Origin of the sequence: Alteromonas sp. MTD1 (assembly GCF_042848195.1) — a bacterium.
Lineage (GTDB): Bacteria > Pseudomonadota > Gammaproteobacteria > Enterobacterales > Alteromonadaceae > Alteromonas.
The window spans coordinates 1-20,474 of record NZ_BTGG01000013.1; the positions used below are offsets into that span (position 1 = coordinate 1).

At 44.0% G+C, this 20,474-nt stretch carries 17 protein-coding genes; 11 read left to right on the forward strand and 6 right to left on the reverse strand.

All coding sequences use genetic code 11. The features are described from left to right. Nucleotides 1–71: 71 nt before the first annotated feature. Nucleotides 72–2,291: an NADP-dependent isocitrate dehydrogenase gene (locus tag ACGHAV_RS16185; RefSeq protein WP_390383006.1), complete on the reverse strand. Its 2,220-nt coding sequence runs from the start codon at nt 2,289–2,291 to the stop codon at nt 72–74. Nucleotides 2,292–2,775: 484 nt separating this feature from the next. On the opposite strand from ACGHAV_RS16185, the gene ACGHAV_RS16190 reads away from it, so the two are divergent. From ACGHAV_RS16190 to ACGHAV_RS16220, 7 genes are all read left to right on the forward strand, one after another. Next, nucleotides 2,776–3,318 (forward strand): rRNA large subunit pseudouridine synthase E, encoded by a 543-nt coding sequence (locus ACGHAV_RS16190; protein WP_390383009.1) that lies wholly within the window; start codon nt 2,776–2,778, stop codon nt 3,316–3,318. 318 nt (nt 3,319–3,636) lie between these two features. Further along, entirely contained in the window at nt 3,637–4,746 is a 1,110-nt protein-coding gene (gene mnmA, locus ACGHAV_RS16195) for a tRNA 2-thiouridine(34) synthase MnmA (RefSeq protein ID WP_390383012.1), read from the forward strand. Next, entirely contained in the window at nt 4,746–5,372 is a 627-nt protein-coding gene (gene hflD / locus ACGHAV_RS16200) for a high frequency lysogenization protein HflD (protein WP_390383015.1), read from the forward strand. Before mnmA ends, hflD begins: the two co-directional genes overlap by 1 nt. Before the next feature lie 13 nt (nt 5,373–5,385). Further along, complete coding sequence (purB, locus tag ACGHAV_RS16205; RefSeq protein ID WP_390383018.1) at nt 5,386–6,753, forward strand: adenylosuccinate lyase; 1,368 nt, start codon at nt 5,386–5,388, stop codon at nt 6,751–6,753. 74 nt (nt 6,754–6,827) lie between these two features. Further along, nucleotides 6,828–7,559, forward strand: coding sequence for an adenylate/guanylate cyclase domain-containing protein (locus tag ACGHAV_RS16210; RefSeq protein ID WP_390383020.1), 732 nt, complete (start codon nt 6,828–6,830; stop codon nt 7,557–7,559). Nucleotides 7,560–7,593: 34 nt separating this feature from the next. Next, complete coding sequence (locus ACGHAV_RS16215; RefSeq protein ID WP_390383023.1) at nt 7,594–8,742, forward strand: cupin domain-containing protein; 1,149 nt, start codon at nt 7,594–7,596, stop codon at nt 8,740–8,742. Between the two features lie 9 nt (nt 8,743–8,751). Beyond that, nucleotides 8,752–9,210 (forward strand): GNAT family N-acetyltransferase, encoded by a 459-nt coding sequence (locus tag ACGHAV_RS16220; RefSeq protein ID WP_390383026.1) that lies wholly within the window; start codon nt 8,752–8,754, stop codon nt 9,208–9,210. A 53-nt stretch (nt 9,211–9,263) separates the two neighbouring features. On the opposite strand, the gene ACGHAV_RS16225 is transcribed toward ACGHAV_RS16220, so the two are convergent. Continuing rightward, nucleotides 9,264–9,674, reverse strand: coding sequence for a DUF4826 family protein (locus ACGHAV_RS16225; protein ID WP_390383029.1), 411 nt, complete (start codon nt 9,672–9,674; stop codon nt 9,264–9,266). Nucleotides 9,675–9,978: 304 nt separating this feature from the next. Between ACGHAV_RS16225 and ACGHAV_RS16230 the strand changes: the two genes are divergently transcribed. The 3 genes from ACGHAV_RS16230 (at nt 9,979) to ACGHAV_RS16240 (ending at nt 13,391) form a co-directional block, all read left to right on the forward strand. Then, complete coding sequence (locus tag ACGHAV_RS16230) at nt 9,979–10,194, forward strand: PGPGW domain-containing protein (protein WP_390383032.1); 216 nt, start codon at nt 9,979–9,981, stop codon at nt 10,192–10,194. 432 nt (nt 10,195–10,626) lie between these two features. After that, a complete protein-coding gene (locus ACGHAV_RS16235) occupies nt 10,627–11,133 on the forward strand; it encodes a (2Fe-2S)-binding protein (protein WP_390383035.1) in 507 nt (168 codons plus the stop codon). Beyond that, nucleotides 11,130–13,391, forward strand: coding sequence for a molybdopterin cofactor-binding domain-containing protein (locus ACGHAV_RS16240; protein WP_390383038.1), 2,262 nt, complete (start codon nt 11,130–11,132; stop codon nt 13,389–13,391). Before ACGHAV_RS16235 ends, ACGHAV_RS16240 begins: the two co-directional genes overlap by 4 nt. 55 nt (nt 13,392–13,446) lie before the next feature. On the opposite strand, the gene ACGHAV_RS16245 is transcribed toward ACGHAV_RS16240, so the two are convergent. Both ACGHAV_RS16245 and ppsA read right to left on the reverse strand, forming a co-directional pair. Then, nucleotides 13,447–13,596, reverse strand: coding sequence for a hypothetical protein (locus ACGHAV_RS16245; RefSeq protein ID WP_334014367.1), 150 nt, complete (start codon nt 13,594–13,596; stop codon nt 13,447–13,449). A 323-nt stretch (nt 13,597–13,919) separates the two neighbouring features. Next, nucleotides 13,920–16,292 (reverse strand): phosphoenolpyruvate synthase, encoded by a 2,373-nt coding sequence (gene ppsA / locus ACGHAV_RS16250; protein WP_390383041.1) that lies wholly within the window; start codon nt 16,290–16,292, stop codon nt 13,920–13,922. Nucleotides 16,293–16,562: 270 nt separating this feature from the next. On the opposite strand from ppsA, the gene ACGHAV_RS16255 reads away from it, so the two are divergent. Next, complete coding sequence (locus ACGHAV_RS16255; RefSeq protein ID WP_334014369.1) at nt 16,563–17,375, forward strand: pyruvate, water dikinase regulatory protein; 813 nt, start codon at nt 16,563–16,565, stop codon at nt 17,373–17,375. Between the two features lie 90 nt (nt 17,376–17,465). Here the strand turns inward: ACGHAV_RS16255 and ACGHAV_RS16260 are convergent, their stop codons facing one another. Both ACGHAV_RS16260 and ACGHAV_RS16265 read right to left on the reverse strand, forming a co-directional pair. Further along, nucleotides 17,466–18,365 (reverse strand): hypothetical protein, encoded by a 900-nt coding sequence (locus ACGHAV_RS16260; RefSeq protein ID WP_390383044.1) that lies wholly within the window; start codon nt 18,363–18,365, stop codon nt 17,466–17,468. Nucleotides 18,366–18,476: 111 nt separating this feature from the next. Then, nucleotides 18,477–20,450 (reverse strand): tetratricopeptide repeat-containing sulfotransferase family protein, encoded by a 1,974-nt coding sequence (locus tag ACGHAV_RS16265; RefSeq protein WP_390383047.1) that lies wholly within the window; start codon nt 20,448–20,450, stop codon nt 18,477–18,479. Between the last annotated feature and the right edge of the window lie 24 nt (nt 20,451–20,474).

Below are 20,474 nucleotides of genomic sequence, written 5' to 3' on the forward strand. Positions count from 1 at the left end.
CAAAAAACCCAGCACATTGTGCTGGGCTTTTAATAATTAACACTATCAACTAGTGCACAACAACCGCTTAATTAAGCGTTAAGAATTGCTTTAAGCGTTGCACTTGGTGACATGGTTGCGAAAAGCTTGTCTTCGTCTGGGTAGTAGTAACCGCCAATTTCTTGTGCGCTGCCCTGCGTTGCATCAATCTCTTTTAAGATGTCATCAATTTTCGCAGATAACTCTTCGTAAACAGGCTTAAATTGCGCAGCTAGATCTGCGTCTTCGGTTTGGTTTGCTACTTCTTCAGCCCAGTATAGACCCAAGTAAACATGGCTACCTCGGTTATCTAACTGACCTGCTTTACGAAGCGGAGACTTACCGTTGTTTAGTAGTTTTTCCGTTGCTTTGTCAAGTGCTGTAGCAATAACTTTCGCTTTTGTATTGCTGTGCTTAATAGCAACATCTTCAAGCGATACGGCTAGAGCCAGGAATTCACCTAGTGAGTCCCAACGCAAGTGACCTTCTTCAACGAACTGTTGCACGTGCTTAGGAGCACTACCGCCTGCGCCCGTCTCATAAAGGCCGCCACCAGCCATTAGTGGAACAATTGATAGCATTTTGGCACTGGTGCCAAGCTCTAGGATTGGGAACAAGTCAGTAAGGTAGTCACGAAGTACGTTACCCGTTACTGAAATAGTGTCTAAGCCGCGAATTGCTCGCTCCATGCTGTAGCGAATAGCGCGCACAGGCGACATAATTTGAATGTCTAGACCGTTTGTATCGTGGTCTTGAAGGTACTTTTCAACTTTCTTGATTAGCTGCGCATCGTGAGCACGCTCATCGTCTAGCCAGAACACCGCAGGCATACCTGATTGACGTGAACGAGTAACCGCTAGCTTAACCCAATCTTGAATAGGTGCGTCTTTCACCTGACACATACGCCAGATATCACCTTCCTCAACATCATGAGAAATAAGAACGTTGCCGTCTTGGTCAACAATCGACACAGTACCGTCTGCTTCTAGTTCAAACGTTTTGTCGTGTGAACCGTACTCTTCTGCTTTTTGCGCCATTAGGCCAACATTTGGCACTGTGCCCATGGTTGTTGGGTCGAATGCACCGTGCGTTTTACAGAAGTTGATAACTTCTTGGTAAATAGTTGCATAGGTACTTTCAGGAATAACCGCTTTGGTGTCGTGTGCCTTTCCATCTGGTCCCCACATTTGACCAGAGTTACGGATCATAGCAGGCATAGAAGCATCCACAATTACGTCACTTGGTACGTGAAGGTTCGAGATGCCTTTGTCAGAGTTAACCATCGCAATTGGCGGACGGTCTGCATAACACGCGTTGATGTCTTTTTGAATTTCAGAACGCTGGCTCTCAGGTAGGCTTGCAATTTTGTCGTAAACGCTACCAAGACCATTGTTAGGATTAACGCCTAACTCTTCAAACAAATCGCCCCACTTGTCGAACAAATCTTTATAGAATACTTTTACACAGTGACCGAATACGATTGGGTGAGACACCTTCATCATGGTCGCTTTTACGTGTAAAGAGAAAAGCACGCCGGTGTTCTTCGCATCTTCAATTTGCTCTTCGAAGAATTCGCAAAGCGCCTTTTTGCTCATGAACATGCCGTCGATAACTTCTCCAGCAAGCAAGTCTACGCGAGGCTTAAGGGTTTTCTTGCTACCGTCTTTGCCAGTGAACTCGATGCTTACGTGACCGTCTTTTTCAACCGTTACTGATTTCTCACCAGAGTAGAAGTCGCCACCGCGCATGTGCGCTACGTGTGAACGAGATGCTTGAGACCACTCACCCATTGAATGCGGGTGTTTGCGTGCGTAGTTTTTAACTGCTGTTGGTGCACGACGGTCAGAGTTACCTTCACGTAAAACCGGGTTTACTGCACTACCTAATACTTTTCCGTAACGCTCACGAATTTCTTCATCTTCAGCAGTTTTTGGTGAATCAGGGAATGCAGGAACATTAAAGCCCTTATCATTTAATTCTTTGATGGTTGCACGAAGCTGTGGAATTGAGGCACTGATATTTGGAAGCTTGATGATGTTAGCGTTAGGGTCTTGTGTCATTTCCCCCAATTCAGCTAGGGCGTCAGGTACTCTTTGCTCTTCAGTTAAAAATTCAGGGAAGTTTGCAAGTACTCGAGCTGCAAGTGATATATCGCTTAATTCAATGTCGATATCAGCTGCAGAAGCAAACTTCTGAATAATAGGAAGGAAAGAATACGTCGCCAGCATTGGCGCTTCATCAGTCTTCGTGTAAATGATCTTAGACTTGGTCATTATATACCTCAATTTTGTCGACAGCGTGCTGCCGTTTTTTAGTCCATTGGGTCGCAACAACCCGCATTACTGGCGTAATGCGCCCAAAGTCATTGCGATACGAAATTTTTGCTTGTTACTAACGATAAGCGCATTATTTTTACGCTACATTATGTATCTTGCCATTATCGTCCTCGTGCTTTGCTGCGCTCCTTTCTATCGCCTTTTAGCCCTCTTAAAGGTTGGTACTACCTACTATTTAAGGGGCTTCCCTACCGATAACTGCACAATAAACGCACGAATGCGCAACCTATAATTGTTGGCTGCGTTGAATAGTATAGGGTCGAAAGTTTTAGTTACAAGTCATACCATTGTCTTAACATATAAGATCAACGATTTTGTCGACAAACTTCATATAGAAACTAACGGATAACCCTTGGCTCAACAGAGAATATGCAACGTGATACCATAATGATGTCCTCAATCTATTTAACACGGAAATACCATGTCCACTGAAACCAAAGTGGTTTTATTCAATAAACCGTTTCAAGTTCTCTCGCAGTTTACTGACGCCGACGGGCGTGAAACCTTGAAAGACTATATCGATATTCCAGAGGTTTATGCGGCAGGAAGACTCGATAGAGATTCAGAAGGCCTATTGGTATTAACCAATGATGGCAAGTTACAGCACAAACTTGCCAATCCAAAAGCTAAAACCAGTAAGACCTACTGGGTACAAGTAGAAGGCATACCCGACGATGCCGCTATCGATGCATTACGCAAAGGGGTTGATTTAAAAGATGGGTTAACGCAGCCCGCTAAAGTGAAGCGCATGGACCCACCACAAGTTTGGGAACGAACGCCCCCCGTTCGATTCAGACAGTCTATTCCCACCAGTTGGCTATCGATTACCATCTCTGAAGGAAAAAACCGCCAGGTTCGTCGCATGACAGCACACGTAGGCTACCCTACGTTGCGACTCATACGCTACCGAGTAGGGAACTGGACAATAGACGGGATTGAAAACGGCCAATACGTTGTATTTTAGTGGGTATATTTTATGCCAGATAACATGTGAATTAACACGTATTATCTGGTAAAATCCGCGACCTCAAAAAGCAGGCCTGTTTACGCTTAACTAATGCATCGATGAAGCAGCATCATTTTAGCTTTCGCAGCAGTACTAACACGTTCGATTGCATAGCAAAACTAGGCGCACAAACACTTAACGGCAACTTTTTAATTCGGGTTAAGTGTATTGCTTTTATAAGATTAAAAATAAGAGCTTGAGAATAGTTGCTTGAAAAACGTTTTTAGGCCCTTACTTTCTTCAATCCTTAAACATTAATTGAGTGTGCAATACGTAGTGAGTGATATTGAATCTAATGCAAGCAAAAAAGTGATCGTTGGTATGTCTGGCGGGGTTGACTCGTCCGTTTCAGCCTATCTGCTACAACAGCAGGGATATCAGGTTGAAGGTCTTTTCATGAAGAACTGGGAAGAAGATGACAACGACGAATACTGCGCCGCTGCAGAAGACTTGAAAGATGCTCAAGCTGTGGCTGATAAGCTCGGCATTGAACTCCACACCATTAATTTCGCCGCAGAATACTGGGACAACGTTTTTGAATATTTCCTAGAGGAATACAAAGCGGGCCGCACGCCAAACCCAGATATTATGTGCAACAAAGAAATTAAGTTTAAAGCGTTTCTTGAGTTTGCCGCTGAAGATTTAGGCGCCGACTACATCGCCACAGGCCATTATGTGCAGCGTCGTGAAGTAGACGGTAAGTGGCAAATGCTACGTGGTCTTGATAACAACAAAGACCAAAGCTATTTCCTGTATACCCTTGGTGAAGAGCACGTTGCAAAAACGCTTTTCCCAGTTGGAGATATTGAGAAACCTCTGGTTCGTAAGATTGCTGAAGAGCAAGGACTTATTACGCACGACAAAAAAGATTCAACCGGCATCTGCTTTATTGGCGAGCGTAAATTTAAAGATTTTCTGGCACGTTATTTACCTGCACAGCCTGGTGTTATTGAAACCGCTGAAGGCGAAGAAATTGGCCAGCACGAAGGGTTGATGTATCACACATTAGGCCAACGTAAAGGCTTACACATCGGTGGCCTTGCAAAGTATGGCGATGATCCATGGTATGTAGTTGACAAAGACGTAGCGCGAAACGTGCTTATTGTTGGTCAAGGCGCAGATCATCCAAGACTCTATTCTAAAGGGCTTATAGCTAAACAGCTGCACTGGGTAGACAGAGAAACTATCACAGAGCCTAAACGTGCTGTGGTTAAAACGCGTTATCGTCAAGCCGATATTCCTTGTACCATCACACCAATAGACACCGACACTATTGAAGTGGTTTTTGACGAGCCTCAAAAAGCCGTTACGCCTGGTCAATCTGCCGTATTTTATATAGATGAAGTATGCCTTGGCGGCGGTATTATTGAGAGTTATATTCGTTAATGTTAGACACAGATATTGAAAACAATCTCGCGTTAGCGGGTGTATGTCAGGCTGCTGCTTTAGTACAGCAGCTTGCGCGACGAGGCAACACAGACGAAGAGGCCCTAGAGGCTAGTTTGTCGAGCATTTTGGTAACAGACGCCGATACGCCACAGCAAGTTTTTGGTAAACTAAGTAACCTTAAACTTGGCTACACCACGCTTGCAACTCAGCTGTCAGACAAACAAGCAACAAAAGATACTGAACTTACCCGCTACGTAGCAAGCATACTTGGGCTTGAGAGAAAACTAGCTAAAAAACCCAAGGCCATGCAAGAGTTGGCAGAGCGCATTTCTCATGTCCAGCGACAACTCGCTCACATCGATTTTCAAAGCCCACAAATTGTGTCGTCTTTAGCTAGTATTTACAGCGACATCATCAGCCCGCTTGCACCTAGAATTCAAGTAGCCGGTAATCCCGACTATTTAAGCCAACCTGCAACCCAGCACAAAGTAAGGGCTATCCTGCTTGCTGGCGTTCGCGCTGCGGTAATGTGGCGTCAAATGGGTGGAAAAAGAAGAAATATTTTATTTAAACGCAAACACATTCTTAACAGTGCTGTTAAAGCACTACGATTAATAAACTAGTGAGGAGCTCAAGGTGGAACTGAGTCAGTTAACTGCAATTTCCCCTGTCGATGGTCGTTATGCCGGTAAAAGCGTAGAATTACGCAGCATTTTTAGCGAATACGGCTTACTAAAATACCGTGTAGAAGTAGAAGTACGTTGGTTACAGATGCTGTCTACAAACCCACAAATTGAAGAAGTTCCTGCCTTCTCAGACTCCTCAAACGCATTGTTAGATAAAATTGTAGCTGAGTTCAGTGTTGACGATGCAATGCGTATCAAAGAAATTGAGCGCACCACAAACCACGATGTAAAAGCGGTTGAATACTTCCTTAAAGAGAAAGTTGCTGATAACAGCGAACTTTCAGCGGTTAACGAGTTTATTCACTTCGCTTGTACATCAGAAGATATCAACAACCTTTCTCACGGCCTAATGCTTAACGAAGCACGTGAAACGGTTATTCTTCCTTATTGCGACAAGCTTGTTGATGCACTAGTTGAGCTTGCAAAACGCTATCAAAACGTTCCTATGATGGCACGTACTCACGGCCAGCCGGCATCACCGACTACAATGGGCAAAGAAATGGCAAACGTTGCCATTCGCTTAAAGCGTCAGCGTAGCCAAATTGCCAACGTGGAACTACTAGGTAAAATTAACGGTGCTGTGGGCAATTACAATGCTCACCTTTCAGCATATAAAGATATTGATTGGCACGCAGTTTCAGAAAGCTTTGTTACATCACTAGGCTTGACGTGGAACCCATTCACTACGCAAATAGAGCCTCATGACTATATTGCGGAAATGTTTGACGCAATCGCTCGATTTAACACCATCCTTATCGACTTCGACCGCGATGTTTGGGGTTATATTGCACTTGGTCATTTCAAGCAAAAAACCGTTGCAGGCGAAATTGGCTCTTCAACCATGCCACATAAAGTGAACCCTATCGACTTCGAAAACTCAGAAGGTAATTTAGGATTAGCGAATGCCATTTTTGACCACCTAGCAGCAAAGCTTCCTATTTCACGCTGGCAGCGTGATCTAACCGACTCGACCGTGCTTCGTAACTTAGGCGTAGGTGTAGGCTATGCAGTTATCGCTTATCAAGCAACGCTTAAAGGCATTAGCAAGTTAGAAGTAAACGAGAAAAGCCTAGCTGATGAGTTAGACAACAACTGGGAACTTCTTGCCGAGCCAATTCAAACGGTAATGCGCCGTTACGGAATTGAAAAACCATATGAAAAGCTAAAAGAGCTGACGCGAGGCAAAAAAGTAAATGCACAGGTTATTGCAGAATTTATCGATAACCTAGACATGCCTGAAAGCGCGAAAACAGAGCTTAAAGCACTTACACCAGCCACTTATATTGGTGATGCAATCAGGCTTGTTGACCAGTTATAATACACGTCAAAAGGTCATATACTGAAAAGCGCGGTCAATTAGACCGCGTTTTTTTGTGCTCAAGGAACGAGGTCATGACTTTTCGCTTGTTAAGCAATAGATTCACACTTCAAACGTGTCCGAGGTTAATAAAAATACGCGACGTTGTGGTTATCTTTATCGACATAACCAACTCGCAGGCGTTAATAAAAGCCTTAGGCGAGTATGCTGCTTATGCCAATACATTTAACCTATTCAAACGGTTACAGGCTTCTGCGGTCTACTTCGGTTTATACACTCTTAAAACGAACGGCGATCAAATCGTTTTTGTAAGCCACAATTACGATACCGCTACTTCCCCTTTTCGCGACAATTATGGAAAAGCAACGTCGGCCTTCAGCTTCGCCCATCGTGCGCATATTGTTGCTAATGAAATAGCGAAACAGAGTACTTCAGACATTAGACTACGCATTGGAATTGCACAGGGAAATGTATTCTTAAGCAACGCAGCTCCCCATTTAAAACACGGTGATATTTGGGGCAAGACGATAAACAAAGCGGCCATGCTAGAACAATACACATTACCAGGTAGTACTGCCCTGTGTACGACTACGTTTAATAATTTGCCGAAAGCTTGCAAGGATGAGTGTAGCAACCATACTTTTAATACAAAAAGTGGAGACTTAGTTGCCAAGGTGGTGGTTAATGCAGCATCAACGCTTACTGATACAAAGCTAAGGGCATTCAACAAAAAATTAAGCCCTCCTTTTTCGTCTCTTGCATCAATTGCACGTGTACAAGGTGGAAAACCACGCCCCTTTCACTGATAATGCCGCGTAATTGAGGACTTATCACAAACTGATGACATTTATGAATAACCTGTATCTAGAACACTTTGATAGAGACACCTTCCTATCTGAGTATTGGCAACAGAAGCCCGTTGTTATAAAGCGCTTTTTTCCAAACTTCGTTGATCCCGTTGATGAAAATGACCTTGCTGGTCTTGCGCAAGAAGCGGAAGTTGATTCACGTATTGTGAGCAATACAAATGGACAATGGGATGTAGCACAAGGGCCAATTGAAGACTTCGACCAAGCTTGCAAGGGCCAATGGACACTACTAGTACAAGGTGTTGATAAGTATATACACGATGTTACGCCCATTATGACACCATTTAATTTTATACCGCACTGGCGACTTGATGATTTGATGGTAAGTTATGCAACCCAAGGGGCTGGCGTTGGCCCACACATCGATCAATACGATGTGTTCCTAGTTCAAGGCAAAGGAAAACGTCGTTGGCGTGTGGGTAAGCCCGATAATTACGCTGAAATACTGCCCCACCCTAAACTTCGTCAAATTGAAGGTTTCGAACCAATAATAGATGTTGTGGTAGAGCCTGGAGATGTGGTGTATGTGCCGCCAGGTTGGCCCCATGATGGAGAAACGATAGCAGATAGCCTTACCTACTCTGTTGGCTATCGTGCACCTGATAACTTACAGCTTGCCGAAAGTTTGGCGATGATGTTAGACAGAGGTGAGGCGCAGCACCGCTATTCTGATCCTAAGCGAGCCCCCCAACGCGCGCCATATCTTGTATCTCAAAACGATGTAACTGCGCTTAAATTACAGCTTATAAACGCAATTAACAGTGATGGTTTTACCCATGCCCTTTTAGAGGCAATGAGTGAGCAGGGTATCCCTGAATATCCACTCGACACTGAAGTAACGCTACAACAAGTTTCTAACGAGTTTGCTGCAGGCATAAGCTTTGCGCCTGCACCCGGCGTCCGTGCCTTAATCACTGAAGGAAAACACGGACTCCCTAGAGCAATGTTTGTAAACGGAACACAATTTAACTTTGCAAAAACTGACAGTGAATGGTTTGAAGCATTAGCCTCTGGCAATGTTTTAAACGCAACATGTTGTCAAGATGCCCCTTCTTTTACATTTTTAGAAACCTTAACTACACTTTTAAACAATGGTTATTGGGAATGGTATGAGGGGTAGCAAGGCGTCATGGCGTTTAAGATTGAAAACGTCGAATGGGAGAAGGATAAACATCGACTAAAAGCATTGAGGGAACACGTATTTGTGTTGGAGTGGCGAGTGCCTGAGACGAGTGAGTTTGATAGCGAAGACTCATCGGCAAGTCACGTACTTATTGTCTCAGATAATGATGAGCCCATTGCTACCGGACGTTTAACACAACAAGGCGAGCTTGGCCGTATTGCGGTCAAGCGTTGTCACAGAACGCTCGATGTTTATCGCGCTTTATTTGCCGCTTTAATCGACGCGGCAAAGGAAAAACACGTACCTATGGTTAAGGTTGTGTGTAATCTAGAAAGCGTTTCTTATCACCAATCTATTGGTTTTAAACCCGACGGGCAGGTATTTATGGACGCAGGCGTACCACGACAACGTTTAGCTTGTCCTGCAGAACGCTTTCCATTGCCCGACGTAACTCAACTTCACTAATTATCATTACTGGCACCATTAAGTATGCCTAAAACACTTAATGGTGCGAGAATTTAACTCCAAAGCTGCGCTGCGTTTTGCATTGTGAATAGGCTTTCTGCACGGTTTTCCAGTAACTCAGCAAACTCAATTTGCTTCTCGTCTGCGCCTTCAGCGTTTTTCAAGTTTTCGGCTTTAAGCTGCCATGTCATCGCAAAGTGTCTTAACACTGTTTTTGCGTCTGACGCATTCTCCACTGATGTAAAATCTGTTGGCAAGTCGCCACTAATCACCCAAAACAGTTTTCCGTCCATTGCACGCACTTTCCATACCGCAAGATAAGGCAACAGATAACGGCTTTCTTCGGTGATAACGGTATCGAAAAGAACCCCGTTTTCGGCTAAATGTTTGTTTGCTTTTTGGAACTGTGCTCGCACCCACTCCGCGCGCTGCTCTTCTGTTATTGGTTGCTGTTGGTCTGCCATTTTTTCTCTCTTCTACTTATTCAGGCTTGAATGGTCGCAGTGACTTTTTATACATGCGATTCCAAAACACATCTTCATGTTGTACTGTATTTCGAGCGCGCTTTCCATATCAAACCGCTATATCCCTCGTTTACTCTTATTGAACGCTGATATTTTGTTCAAATTAGATAGGTAACGCCGAATTTACCCGCAAAATAGACAAACATTTACATTTTAGTCATTGGCAATCTGGCAAGTTTGCATCATTATTAGTGAAGTAAAGGCCTGCCGTGTTTGTTAGGGCGAAGCTAAGAGAGAATGAAAAATGAAAATTTTAAGACTGACATTAGGTGCGCTACTTTTCATTAGCGGCATTGTTCTTACCTTACTGCCCGGCTCTATCTTGTTGGTGATAGGCGGATTGGTAATGCTTAGCTACGATTGGCCTAGAGCGCGCGGTTGGCTTAAGCACAGTCAACGTTCGATGACCTTAGGTGCGCGTAAACTAGACAGATTTTTGCTCCAAAGAAAGCTAAGATAAGCAGGCTATCTTCGTCTGCTTAAACCAAAGCGCCTTTTTACACCTTATTTTTACACCCAATCAATAAAGTCGCTTTTCACTCACCTTTTCTGCTTACACCTTCGGTCGATTTTTACTTAACTCTACTGTTTGCTGTTTCTCCCATACGCCTGTTTGCTTGTTTACTCTCTTTCTCTCTTTCTTTTTATTCAATGTGTTTTCTCACTAAAATCTGGGCCATTTTGTCGCATCAGCCAAACGCTTAATCTAAAGTCTATACCTTAGTTGCACCAGCGTGTTACCGTAGAAAAAGTATGGCTAACAATAAAATCAATATAGCCCTTCCGAAAAAAGTACTATCAATCAGGCAATGTAATCGCTTCGCTATGTTCTTCGTTGTTTAACGTAGGCTTGGGTAGAGCATAGGTGCGTTTTACATATGGAGACAAGACCATGATTACGTTTACCGTTAACGGCAAGAAACATGAATTTGAAGGCGATCCGTCAACGCCAGTACTGTGGTATCTGCGCGACGAACTTAATTTAACAGGGCCAAAGTTTGGGTGCGGCATGGCACAATGCGGCGCCTGCACAGTGCACATTGACGGCATGGCTCAGCGTTCATGTGTTCTACCTCTTTCCGCTGTGGAAAATCGAAAAATCACAACTATTGAAGGGCTTAGTGAAGACGGCAGCCACCCAGTTCAGCAGGCGTGGGTAGAACATAAAGTGCCTCAATGCGGATTCTGTCAATGTGGGCAAATTATGCAAGCAGCGAGTTTGCTGGCAACCAACCCAACGCCAACTGATGATGAAATTGTACAGAACATGTCGGGCAATATTTGTCGTTGTGGTACCTACCCCCGAATACACAAAGCCATTAAAAGTGCATCGAAATCCATTGCCGCATCAGCAGGCGTGAATATCTTCAACCCTAAAACGATGGGAGAAGAAGCATGAGCAAGAATACTTATTTCGACATGAACCGCCGAAGCTTTTTAAAGTCTACAGCTGCGGCTGGCGCACTTGTTCTAGGCACTTACTTCGTTGGCGGTGCACCGCGGGCAATGGCGGGTGTACTTACAAAACCTGCAGAAGACGCCAAACGTGCGAACTTATTTATTGCATTACGTCCTGATGGCATGGTTGAAATTACGTGTCATCGCTCAGAAATGGGACAGCAAATTCGTACTGCCATAGCGCAAATAGTTGCAGACGAAATGGAAGCCAAGTGGGATAACATTATCGTTATCCAAGGCAAAGGCGACCCTAAATACGGCGACCAAAATACCGATGGGTCGCGCAGTATTCGATTTAACATGCAACGCCTACGCGAAATGGGTGCCAGCGTGCGCTATATGATGCAACACGCAGCCGCGAACCGCTGGGGTGTTGAGCCCAATACCTGTAAGGCAGAGCAGCATCAAGTTACCCATACGTCAGGCAAAGTTATTGCCTATAAAGATTTAATTGATGATGCATTAAACATAACGCCACCTGAACCAGAAAAACTAACACTTAAAAGCCGTAAAGAATGGCGATATATAAACACCGGTATGGCGCACATCGACCTGAACGACATCGTTACGGGTAAAGCCACCTTTGCGGCCGACGTTAGAGAGCCTAGCGCGCTTGTCGCAATAATTGAGCGGCCTCCAGTGGTGGGCGGCAAGGTGAAATCGTTTGATGCAGATACCGTAAAAGCGATGCCCGGTGTAGTGGACGTTATCGAAATTCCGGCTCCTAAAGGTGCACCGCAGTTCCAACCCAAAGGTGGTGTAGCGGTAATTGCAAAAAACACATGGTCAGCATGGCAAGGCCGTACAGCACTTAACGCGCAATGGAACGACGGTGCGAATGCTGATTACAACTCAGATGCATTCAAAGCGTCATTGCTAAACACCGTAAACGGCCCTCAAGCCCATGTGCGTGAAAAAGGTGATGCCATGAGCGTATTGGCATCTGCCAGCGATAAGTTAATTGCAGACTACTATATGCCGCACCTTGCTCAAGCGCCTATGGAGCCACCGTGTGCCACCGCGATGTATTATAAAGACCATGTAGATGTATGGGCAGCAACGCAAAACCCACAAGCCGATATGGAAACGGTAGGTGCAATGGTTGGCATGGAAAAAGAGAAGATTAACGTGCATGTAACTATGCTCGGCGGCGCGTTCGGTCGTAAATCAAAGCCAGACTTCTCTGCCGAAGCTGCTTATTTGTCGATGAAAACAGGAAAAGCCATACGCGTTCAGTGGACACGAGAAGACGACATTCAGCATGGCTTCTACCACGCTGTTTCAGCACAACATGTTGAGGCCGCACTGGACGATGACGGAAAAATTGATGCCTATCTCCATAGAACAGCGTTTTCGCCCATTGCATCAACCTTTCAGGAAGGCGCCAATGCACCCTTTAGCTTCGAATTAGACTTAGGCTTTACAGACAACCCTATTTTAACGCCTAATATGAAACTAGAGCGAGGCGAAGCGCCGGCAAAAGCTCGTATAGGCTGGATGCGTTCGGTTTCAAATATCTTTCACGCATTTGCCGTGCAGTCTTTTATTAATGAAGCCGCTCATAAGGCAGGAAAAGACAGTAAAGATTACCTGCTAGAAGCCATTGGTCCTGACCGAATAATTGACGTTACCAAGCAAGATGCTGAGTACATGAACTACTGGGGCGACAAAGCGGTTTACCCTCTTGACACCAGTCGTTTACGCCATGTTATTGAAAAAGCAGCTGATATGGCGGGCTGGGGACGCAAAGTTCCAAAAGGCCGTGGATTGGGCATTGCAGCACACAGGAGCTTCTTAACCTATGTAGCTACGGTAGTAGAAGTTGAAGTGTCGGATGCTGGCGATCTGAAAGTTATAAAGTCTTGGGTTGCCATTGACGCAGGTACGGTAGTAAATACTGATACAGTGAAAAACCAAACTCAAGGCGGCTCTGTGTATGGCATCACCACAGCCATCAGCGAAGGGATCACCTTTGATAAAGGAAGAGTTCAGCAAAGTAACTTCCACAACTATCGTGTTCCACGCATGAGTGACTCACCGCTAGATATTGAAGTTGAAGTGGTACAGAGCGATGCACCTCCCGCAGGTGTTGGTGAGCCTGCAACCCCGGTTTATGCGCCAGCTTTGTGTAACGCAATATTCGCAGCGTGTGGAAAACGCATAAGACAACTGCCTATTGGCTCTCAGCTGAAGGCATAACGAAAAAGGGCTAGCACGTGCTAGCCCTTTTCAATTATACCGCTTTCAAGCGCTGTTATTCGTAGGCGCGCTCTAACCATAACAACTGCATTTTTAGCTCATCAATTTCTTTCTGTGCATCAGCTAGCTGCTCGGCTACTGTGCGCTGTTGAACTTGATATTCATCAGTTGGGTTTACTAAACCATTGCTTTCTGTATGTGCCATATCTTTAACCACGCTGCTAGTTTGTTATGGATGGTATTAAATTCTTCTCTTTTCACGGTTACAAAGTGGAAAAAACCAAAACTGTAACCACACCTGTAATGTTACATTTTTGACAACGAAAAGTCATCTAATAATTAGCATAAAGAGTGTTTATTTTTTAAGCCAGAGCCCTTGCAACCCAATAAAAATATAGCGCCAAAGAAATAAAAACAGAAAAGAAGCGGACTAAGACCACAAGGAGAGAAATGTAATTTTATTTCAAATAAAATGAAAAAGGGACCTTAGAAGGTCCCTTTTATAAGTAGTTTGATTGGTAAAACGTGTTAGCCGTGCTTCTCAGCAAGGTATAACCAAGTTTCAACCACTGTATCTGGGTTAAGTGAAACTGAGTCAATACCTTCGGCTACCAACCATGCTGCAAAATCTTCATGGTCAGATGGACCTTGCCCACAAATACCTACGTATTTGCCACGCTTCTTCGCAGCTTGGATAGCCAAAGAAAGTAACGCTTTTACTGCTTCATCACGTTCGTCAAACAAATGCGCGATTAAGCCACTGTCTCTGTCTAAACCTAATGTAAGCTGTGTAAGGTCGTTTGAACCAATTGAGAATCCATCAAAAATGTCTAAGAACTGATCAGCAAGAAGCGCATTTGAAGGTAACTCACACATCATGATAATGCGAAGTCCATTCTCGCCTTTCTTAAGTCCCTGCTCTTCCAGCAGTTCAATGACCTTGCGGCCTTCTTCAAGTGTGCGTACAAATGGGATCATGATTTCAACGTTGGTTAAGCCCATCTTGTTACGAACACGCTTAATAGCTTCACACTCAAGTGCGAAACAATCGCGGAAGTCTTCAGAAATATAACGGCTTGCACCACGGAAACCCAACATTGGGTTTTCTTCATCTGGCTCGTACTGGTAGCCACCAACAAGGTTGAAGTATTCGTTCGACTTAAAGTCAGACATACGAACAATTACCTTCTCTGGTGAGAATGCAGCGCCAATAGTAGAAATACCTTCTACTAATTTTTCAATGTAGTACTCGGTAGGCGATGCGTAACCTGCAATCATATCGCTAATTTCTTCTTTCAACTCTTCAGGTTGACTATCGAAATTAAGCAACGCTTTAGGGTGCACACCAATCATGCGGTTGATAATGAATTCTAGACGAGCTAGGCCAACACCTGCGTTTGGCAAACGCGCAAAGTCGAACGCGCGATCTGGGTTACCCACGTTCATCATCACTTTTAGCGGTAAATCAGGCATTGAATCGATGCGAGATGTTACAACGTCGAACTCAAGTTCGTCACCGTAAATGTAACCGGTGTCGCCTTCAGCACATGAAACCGTTATTTTGTCGCCAGTGTTAATAGTATCCGTTGCGTTACCACAACCTACTACCGCAGGAATACCGAGTTCACGAGCAATTATAGCCGCGTGACATGTACGGCCACCACGATTGGTTACAATCGCAGATGCCTTTTTCATAATAGGTTCCCAGTCTGGGTCAGTCATGTCGGTAACTAGCACATCGCCAGCTTGGATTTTGTCCATCTCTTCAATAGACTCAAGCACTTTTGCTACACCAGCGCCAATTTTGTGCCCAATTGCACGGCCTTCAACAATAATGTTGCTCTGACCTTTTAATTGGAAACGTTCGATACTTTGAGAGTCCTCACGGCTGCGTACCGTTTCAGGGCGCGCTTGCACAATATACAGCTTGCCGTCTGCACCGTCTTTTGCCCACTCAATGTCCATTGGACGCTTGTAGTGGTTTTCAATAATTTGAGCCTGCTTTGCTAATTCTTGCACTTCATCGTCTGAAAGCGAGAACGTTTTGCTGTCTTGCGCGTCAATATCAACAATCGACACTTGCTTGCCGTGTGATTCATCGTCAGAGTAAATCATCTTAGTAAGCTTGCTGCCTAGGTTACGGCGAACGATAGCCGGAAGGCCTTTATCTAGTGTTGGCTTATGAACGTAAAACTCGTCGGGGTTTACCGCACCTTGTACTACCATTTCACCGAGACCGTAAGAACTTGTGATAAACACAACGTCTTCAAAACCAGATTCGGTATCGATGGTAAACATTACACCTGAAGATGCAATGTCGCTTCGCACCATGCGCTGAATACCAGCAGAAAGTGCTACACCTTTGTGGTCGTAACCTTGGTGTACGCGATAAGAAATAGCGCGGTCGTTAAACAATGACGCGAAAACATGTTTAATAGCAACAAGCACCGCGTCGTAGCCTTTCACGTTAAGAAACGTTTCTTGTTGTCCTGCAAATGAGGCATCAGGCATATCTTCTGCTGTCGCCGATGAGCGAACTGCAAACGACGCTTCTTCGCCAGCGTCACCTTGTAGTTTCACGAATGCATCTTTAATAGCATCTTCTAATTGAGGCTGGAATGGCGTATCGATGATCCACTGGCGTATGTTTTTGCCTGCTTCAGTTAACGCGTTTACGTCATCTACGTCTAAAGAATCTAATACTTCGTGGATTCGCGCTTCTAGGCCACTTTGCTCTAAAAACTCGTTAAACGCTTCGGCGGTAGTTGCAAAGCCGCCTGGCACCTGTACGCCGGCATTTGCCAGGTTTGAAATCATCTCGCCTAATGATGCATTTTTGCCGCCTACGCGACCCACATCATGCATGCCCAGTTCTTGATACCACAGTACGTATTCTTGCACAGCCCAAGCCTCCAGCTTTTTTCTTGTGTAGGGTATGAGGTTAGTTTCAAATTGCGTTTTTGTATTCTGAAACTACTAAAAAATTGTGTCGTTAAAGGCAAAATTACCTTTCAGCGTTGTCCATTACGTTTGACAGCTAAGCATAGCTAATTGCTGACAATCACAAGAACCGTATAGCTTTTCGACAAAATCATCTTAGAATGGGGGAAATCAGAATGTAAACTCTTAATTACTTTTGTAATTAAATTACAACAATGTTAAGGATATGTTGTGCGCACAGCTTTTTATATTTCAGATGGTACAGCCATTACAGCAGAGGTGTTTGGCCACGCCCTACTTTCACTTTTCCCCGTTTCTTTCAATCACAACACCATTCCTTTTGTTGAAACTGAGGAACAAGCTCACAGAGTTTTAGAGCAAATTTCTGAAAGTTTTCAAGACACCGGAGAAAGACCGCTCGTTTTTTATACAATTGTGAATGTAGATATTCGCAAAATCATCTCAAAATCAGTGGGTATAAATTACAATTTCCTCGATCAATTTGTTGCACCGTTAGAAAAAGTGCTTGGTGTGCCCTCTAAACCTGAAAAACATCGCACGCACAGCATTCATGAAACAACTTATGATATTCGAATTGAGGCAGTGAATTACGCGCTTGCAAATGACGATGGCTCAAACCTTAAAGACTATGACGAGGCCGATATTATACTTACCGGTGTTTCTCGCTCTGGTAAAACGCCAACAAGCCTATACCTAGCATTACAATACGGTATTAAAGCGGCTAATTATCCTTTTACCGAGGAAGATATGGGCGACATGTTGAAGCTGCCTCCTGCGCTGCGCCGATTCAAACACAAACTTTTCGGTCTCACTATCGCGGCAGACCGTCTTCATCAAATTCGCTCAGAAAGACGAGCAAACAGTAAGTATGCTTCGCTTCCGCAGTGTCGTATGGAGCTTCGCGAAGTTGAGAATTTGTACCGCAAAGAAAAGATACCTTTTTTAAACAGTACCAAGTATTCAATTGAAGAAATATCGGCAAAGATACTAGCCGAGACCGGGCTGAAAAGAAGAAAGTATTAGTTTTGCGGACAATATTTTTAGCGTAGTTTGATTGGCCTGTCTCTCAGATAGGCCACTCCTTTAATGGTGATTGCTTAGTTTATTTATCGTTTACAGTACTAACTCGTCAGCTAGCTGCCTGTAATATCGAATTTGCACTGCAGGTAATTCACTAAGTACTACTTTATTGAACCATTGCTTAGACTTAGCAGTGTTATTTTGAAGCTTAGCCACTTCAGCAATTCTTAAACGAATAGTATTCACCTGCGCAACATCTTTCGCTTGCTCTGCACACACTAAACCGTCTAAAAACGCCGATTCAGCCATGATGAATTTCTGGCTTTCACGTAGCGCGACGCCATAGTTATTGTGGGCTATTGCTTGTTGTTGCATATCGGGCACCTTTTTAGCCCACAGAAGAGACTTTAGGCGATATTCAATGTGAAGTGCTAACGCATTGCGGCGATGCGCAACATGTCCAAGTTCGGCAAACATTTCACGATAAAATATTGGAGCATCGAAATTCTGTAGCTCAAGTTCATTTGCAAAGGCCGAAGCTTCGTCAAATTTATCTAAAACCACCAATAGATTTAAGACACGAATGCCACTTTGTTGAGAAGGCATTGCAGCGTACTGTTGTTGAAAGCCCGACAAGGCCTTATTCAATACCACTTTCGACTCGTCGGCTCTTTCGCTGGCTCTGAGCCATTTTCCTAGGAACAACTGTATCACAGGCTCGTATTCGGCAGGGACAGAGGCATTTCCGACCCATGGCCTTACTGCTGCATAAAGCTCATCATTTTTTTGCAGTTCAAATAATGACTCTAATCGCAGTTCTTCTAGCGCCCACCACTCAAGAGAACCCGCTTGTTGTGATTGCTGCCGATGCACTGTCTCAGATAAACAAGTTAGAGGGTCAAGGTTACAAACATCTTTAATATCATCAGCCAAAGCGGCTGATGCAAAGCAAATAAACACCAAGCGTAACCATTGCTTTTTAACCGTGTACACGAACATCCTTCTTTATTTGGCAATTCGAACAACAGTTAAGTATACGCTTATATTTAGCTTTCAGGCTATGCATCATTTACGCGTATTTCTTTTTAAATACTAAACCGATTATTAATTATGTCCAAGTGCAGTTTTTAGCGCATCTAAATTTTCTTCGAATGGTTTCCACTGTTGCATACCCGTCTTATAAATGGGCTGTCTTACTTGCTCTGAGCTGGGTGTTTTAATTACCCGCTTTGTTTTATGGAATTGTAAACACGCTTCTTCAAACTCAAGTTTGCAGAAAGCAAGAATGCGTTTCACTTGACCTTCCAAGTCATTAAGCACATCTTCGTGCTGCACGGTTAAAACTTGACCGGGCAATACGCTGTGCCAATGAGCCATTAGTTTTTCGTAAGCTTTGTAATAACGGCCAATATCATCTAGCCCATAGCTAAACTCTTGCCCCTCACCAAAAAGCTGTTTGTAGCCACTAAAGCAACAATCCATGGGATGTCGTCTTGCATCAATAATTTTTGCATTGGGTAATATTTTTTTAATTAGACCAACATGAATAAAATTATTTGGCATTTTATCTATGAAAAATGGCGCACCTTTTCTGTAAGCCTTTGTTTGCTCTATATAACGTTGGCCCAGGGTTGATAAGGCATCATCCGCTAACGCATTTACGTTGAACGGATATGGTGTGTTCTGGTGACTTAACGATGAAGCAATTCCCAGGATATCGTGAAGCTCCATGGTGCCGTCTACCTTCGAGTGAGACGCTAAGATTTGCTCTAACAGCGTTGAGCCTGCCCGAGGTAGTCCAACAATAAAGATAGGATCTGGCGATGAATAGCCTGTCTCAGGATTAAAATCACTTTCAGAGAACGCTTTTTGTTGTGCTTCAAGCGCTGCCTCTGTCCGCGCTATATCAAATTGAAGTGTGCGCTTTTTTAGCGTATTACCTTGTTCATAGTGAGAAAACGCGTACTCATATTCGCCGCTATCTTCAAACCCTTTGCCTAACGCAAAATGTAGATGTATTTTATCTTCTAGCTTTGTTTCCGGTTTAGTTACTTCCTCTTGCATGCGTGATAACCACACACTGTCGAATTTGTATGTTTTGGTATTTGCCAAACTCCAATAAGCATCACCAAAGTCTGCTGCGAACTGGGTTGCACGCTCATAGCTTGCAACAGCTTCAGCGGTATCGCCTTTAGCTTTTAGTGCGTGCCCTAGTGCAACCCAAACCGCTGGCCTGTCTTTATTGTCTTCAAGCAGTTCCCGATAAATATCAACCGCTTTATCAATATCTCCCACACCAACTAATGCATGAGCAAGACCTACTTTCACGGTGAAACTGTCGGGCGATTGAGCTAACCGGTGCTCTGCCACTGCCGCTGCATCAGGGAATTTGCCTAGCTTAGACAATAAGCTTTGGTAGGCAGCACTTGCTCTGTCATTGTCAGGGTAAAGCTCACAACAACTTTCTAGTAAGAACTCAGCGTCGCTGTATACTTTTAGCTGAACACCAATTTCAGCTAACAGCATCATAGCTTCTGCGTGATGTTTATTCTCGATTAGAAAACGCCTACATATCTGTTCAGCTTTGTGCAGTTGCCCTTCGTGCATTAGGTCTGTTGCGCCTAAAAGCGGCTTAGGTAAACTTTGCAGGAAGGCAATTTGTTGTTGGCAAAGTGCCAACGCTTGGTGCTGCTTATCAGTTTTATACACTTTTTCTAGCTGCAGCCATGCGGACAATAGCGCCGGATTGAACCGCGTAGCCTGATAGAAGCTGTGTGCTGCTTTTTGCTTATTTGTATTTAAGTAACAATATCCCAACTCTTGATAAGCTCGAGCATAATCAGGGAAAAGCTGCAAAAGGTGGTTCAACACTTCAATGGCAGCGGTAAAATTTTGTAAAAGTCGACATGCTACCGCCTTTAGATACAACAACTCTTTTTGTACATCAGCAGACAACGTGCTGTTACCTTGGCCTGCTTTTTCAAGTAATTGCGTAGTTTCCACTATGACTGCTTGATGCTGAGACTGCATAAGCAACTTTTTAATGGATTGAAGCTGTTCTTGTTGATTCAAATTCATTTAGCGTTGTTCTAGGTTATTGTA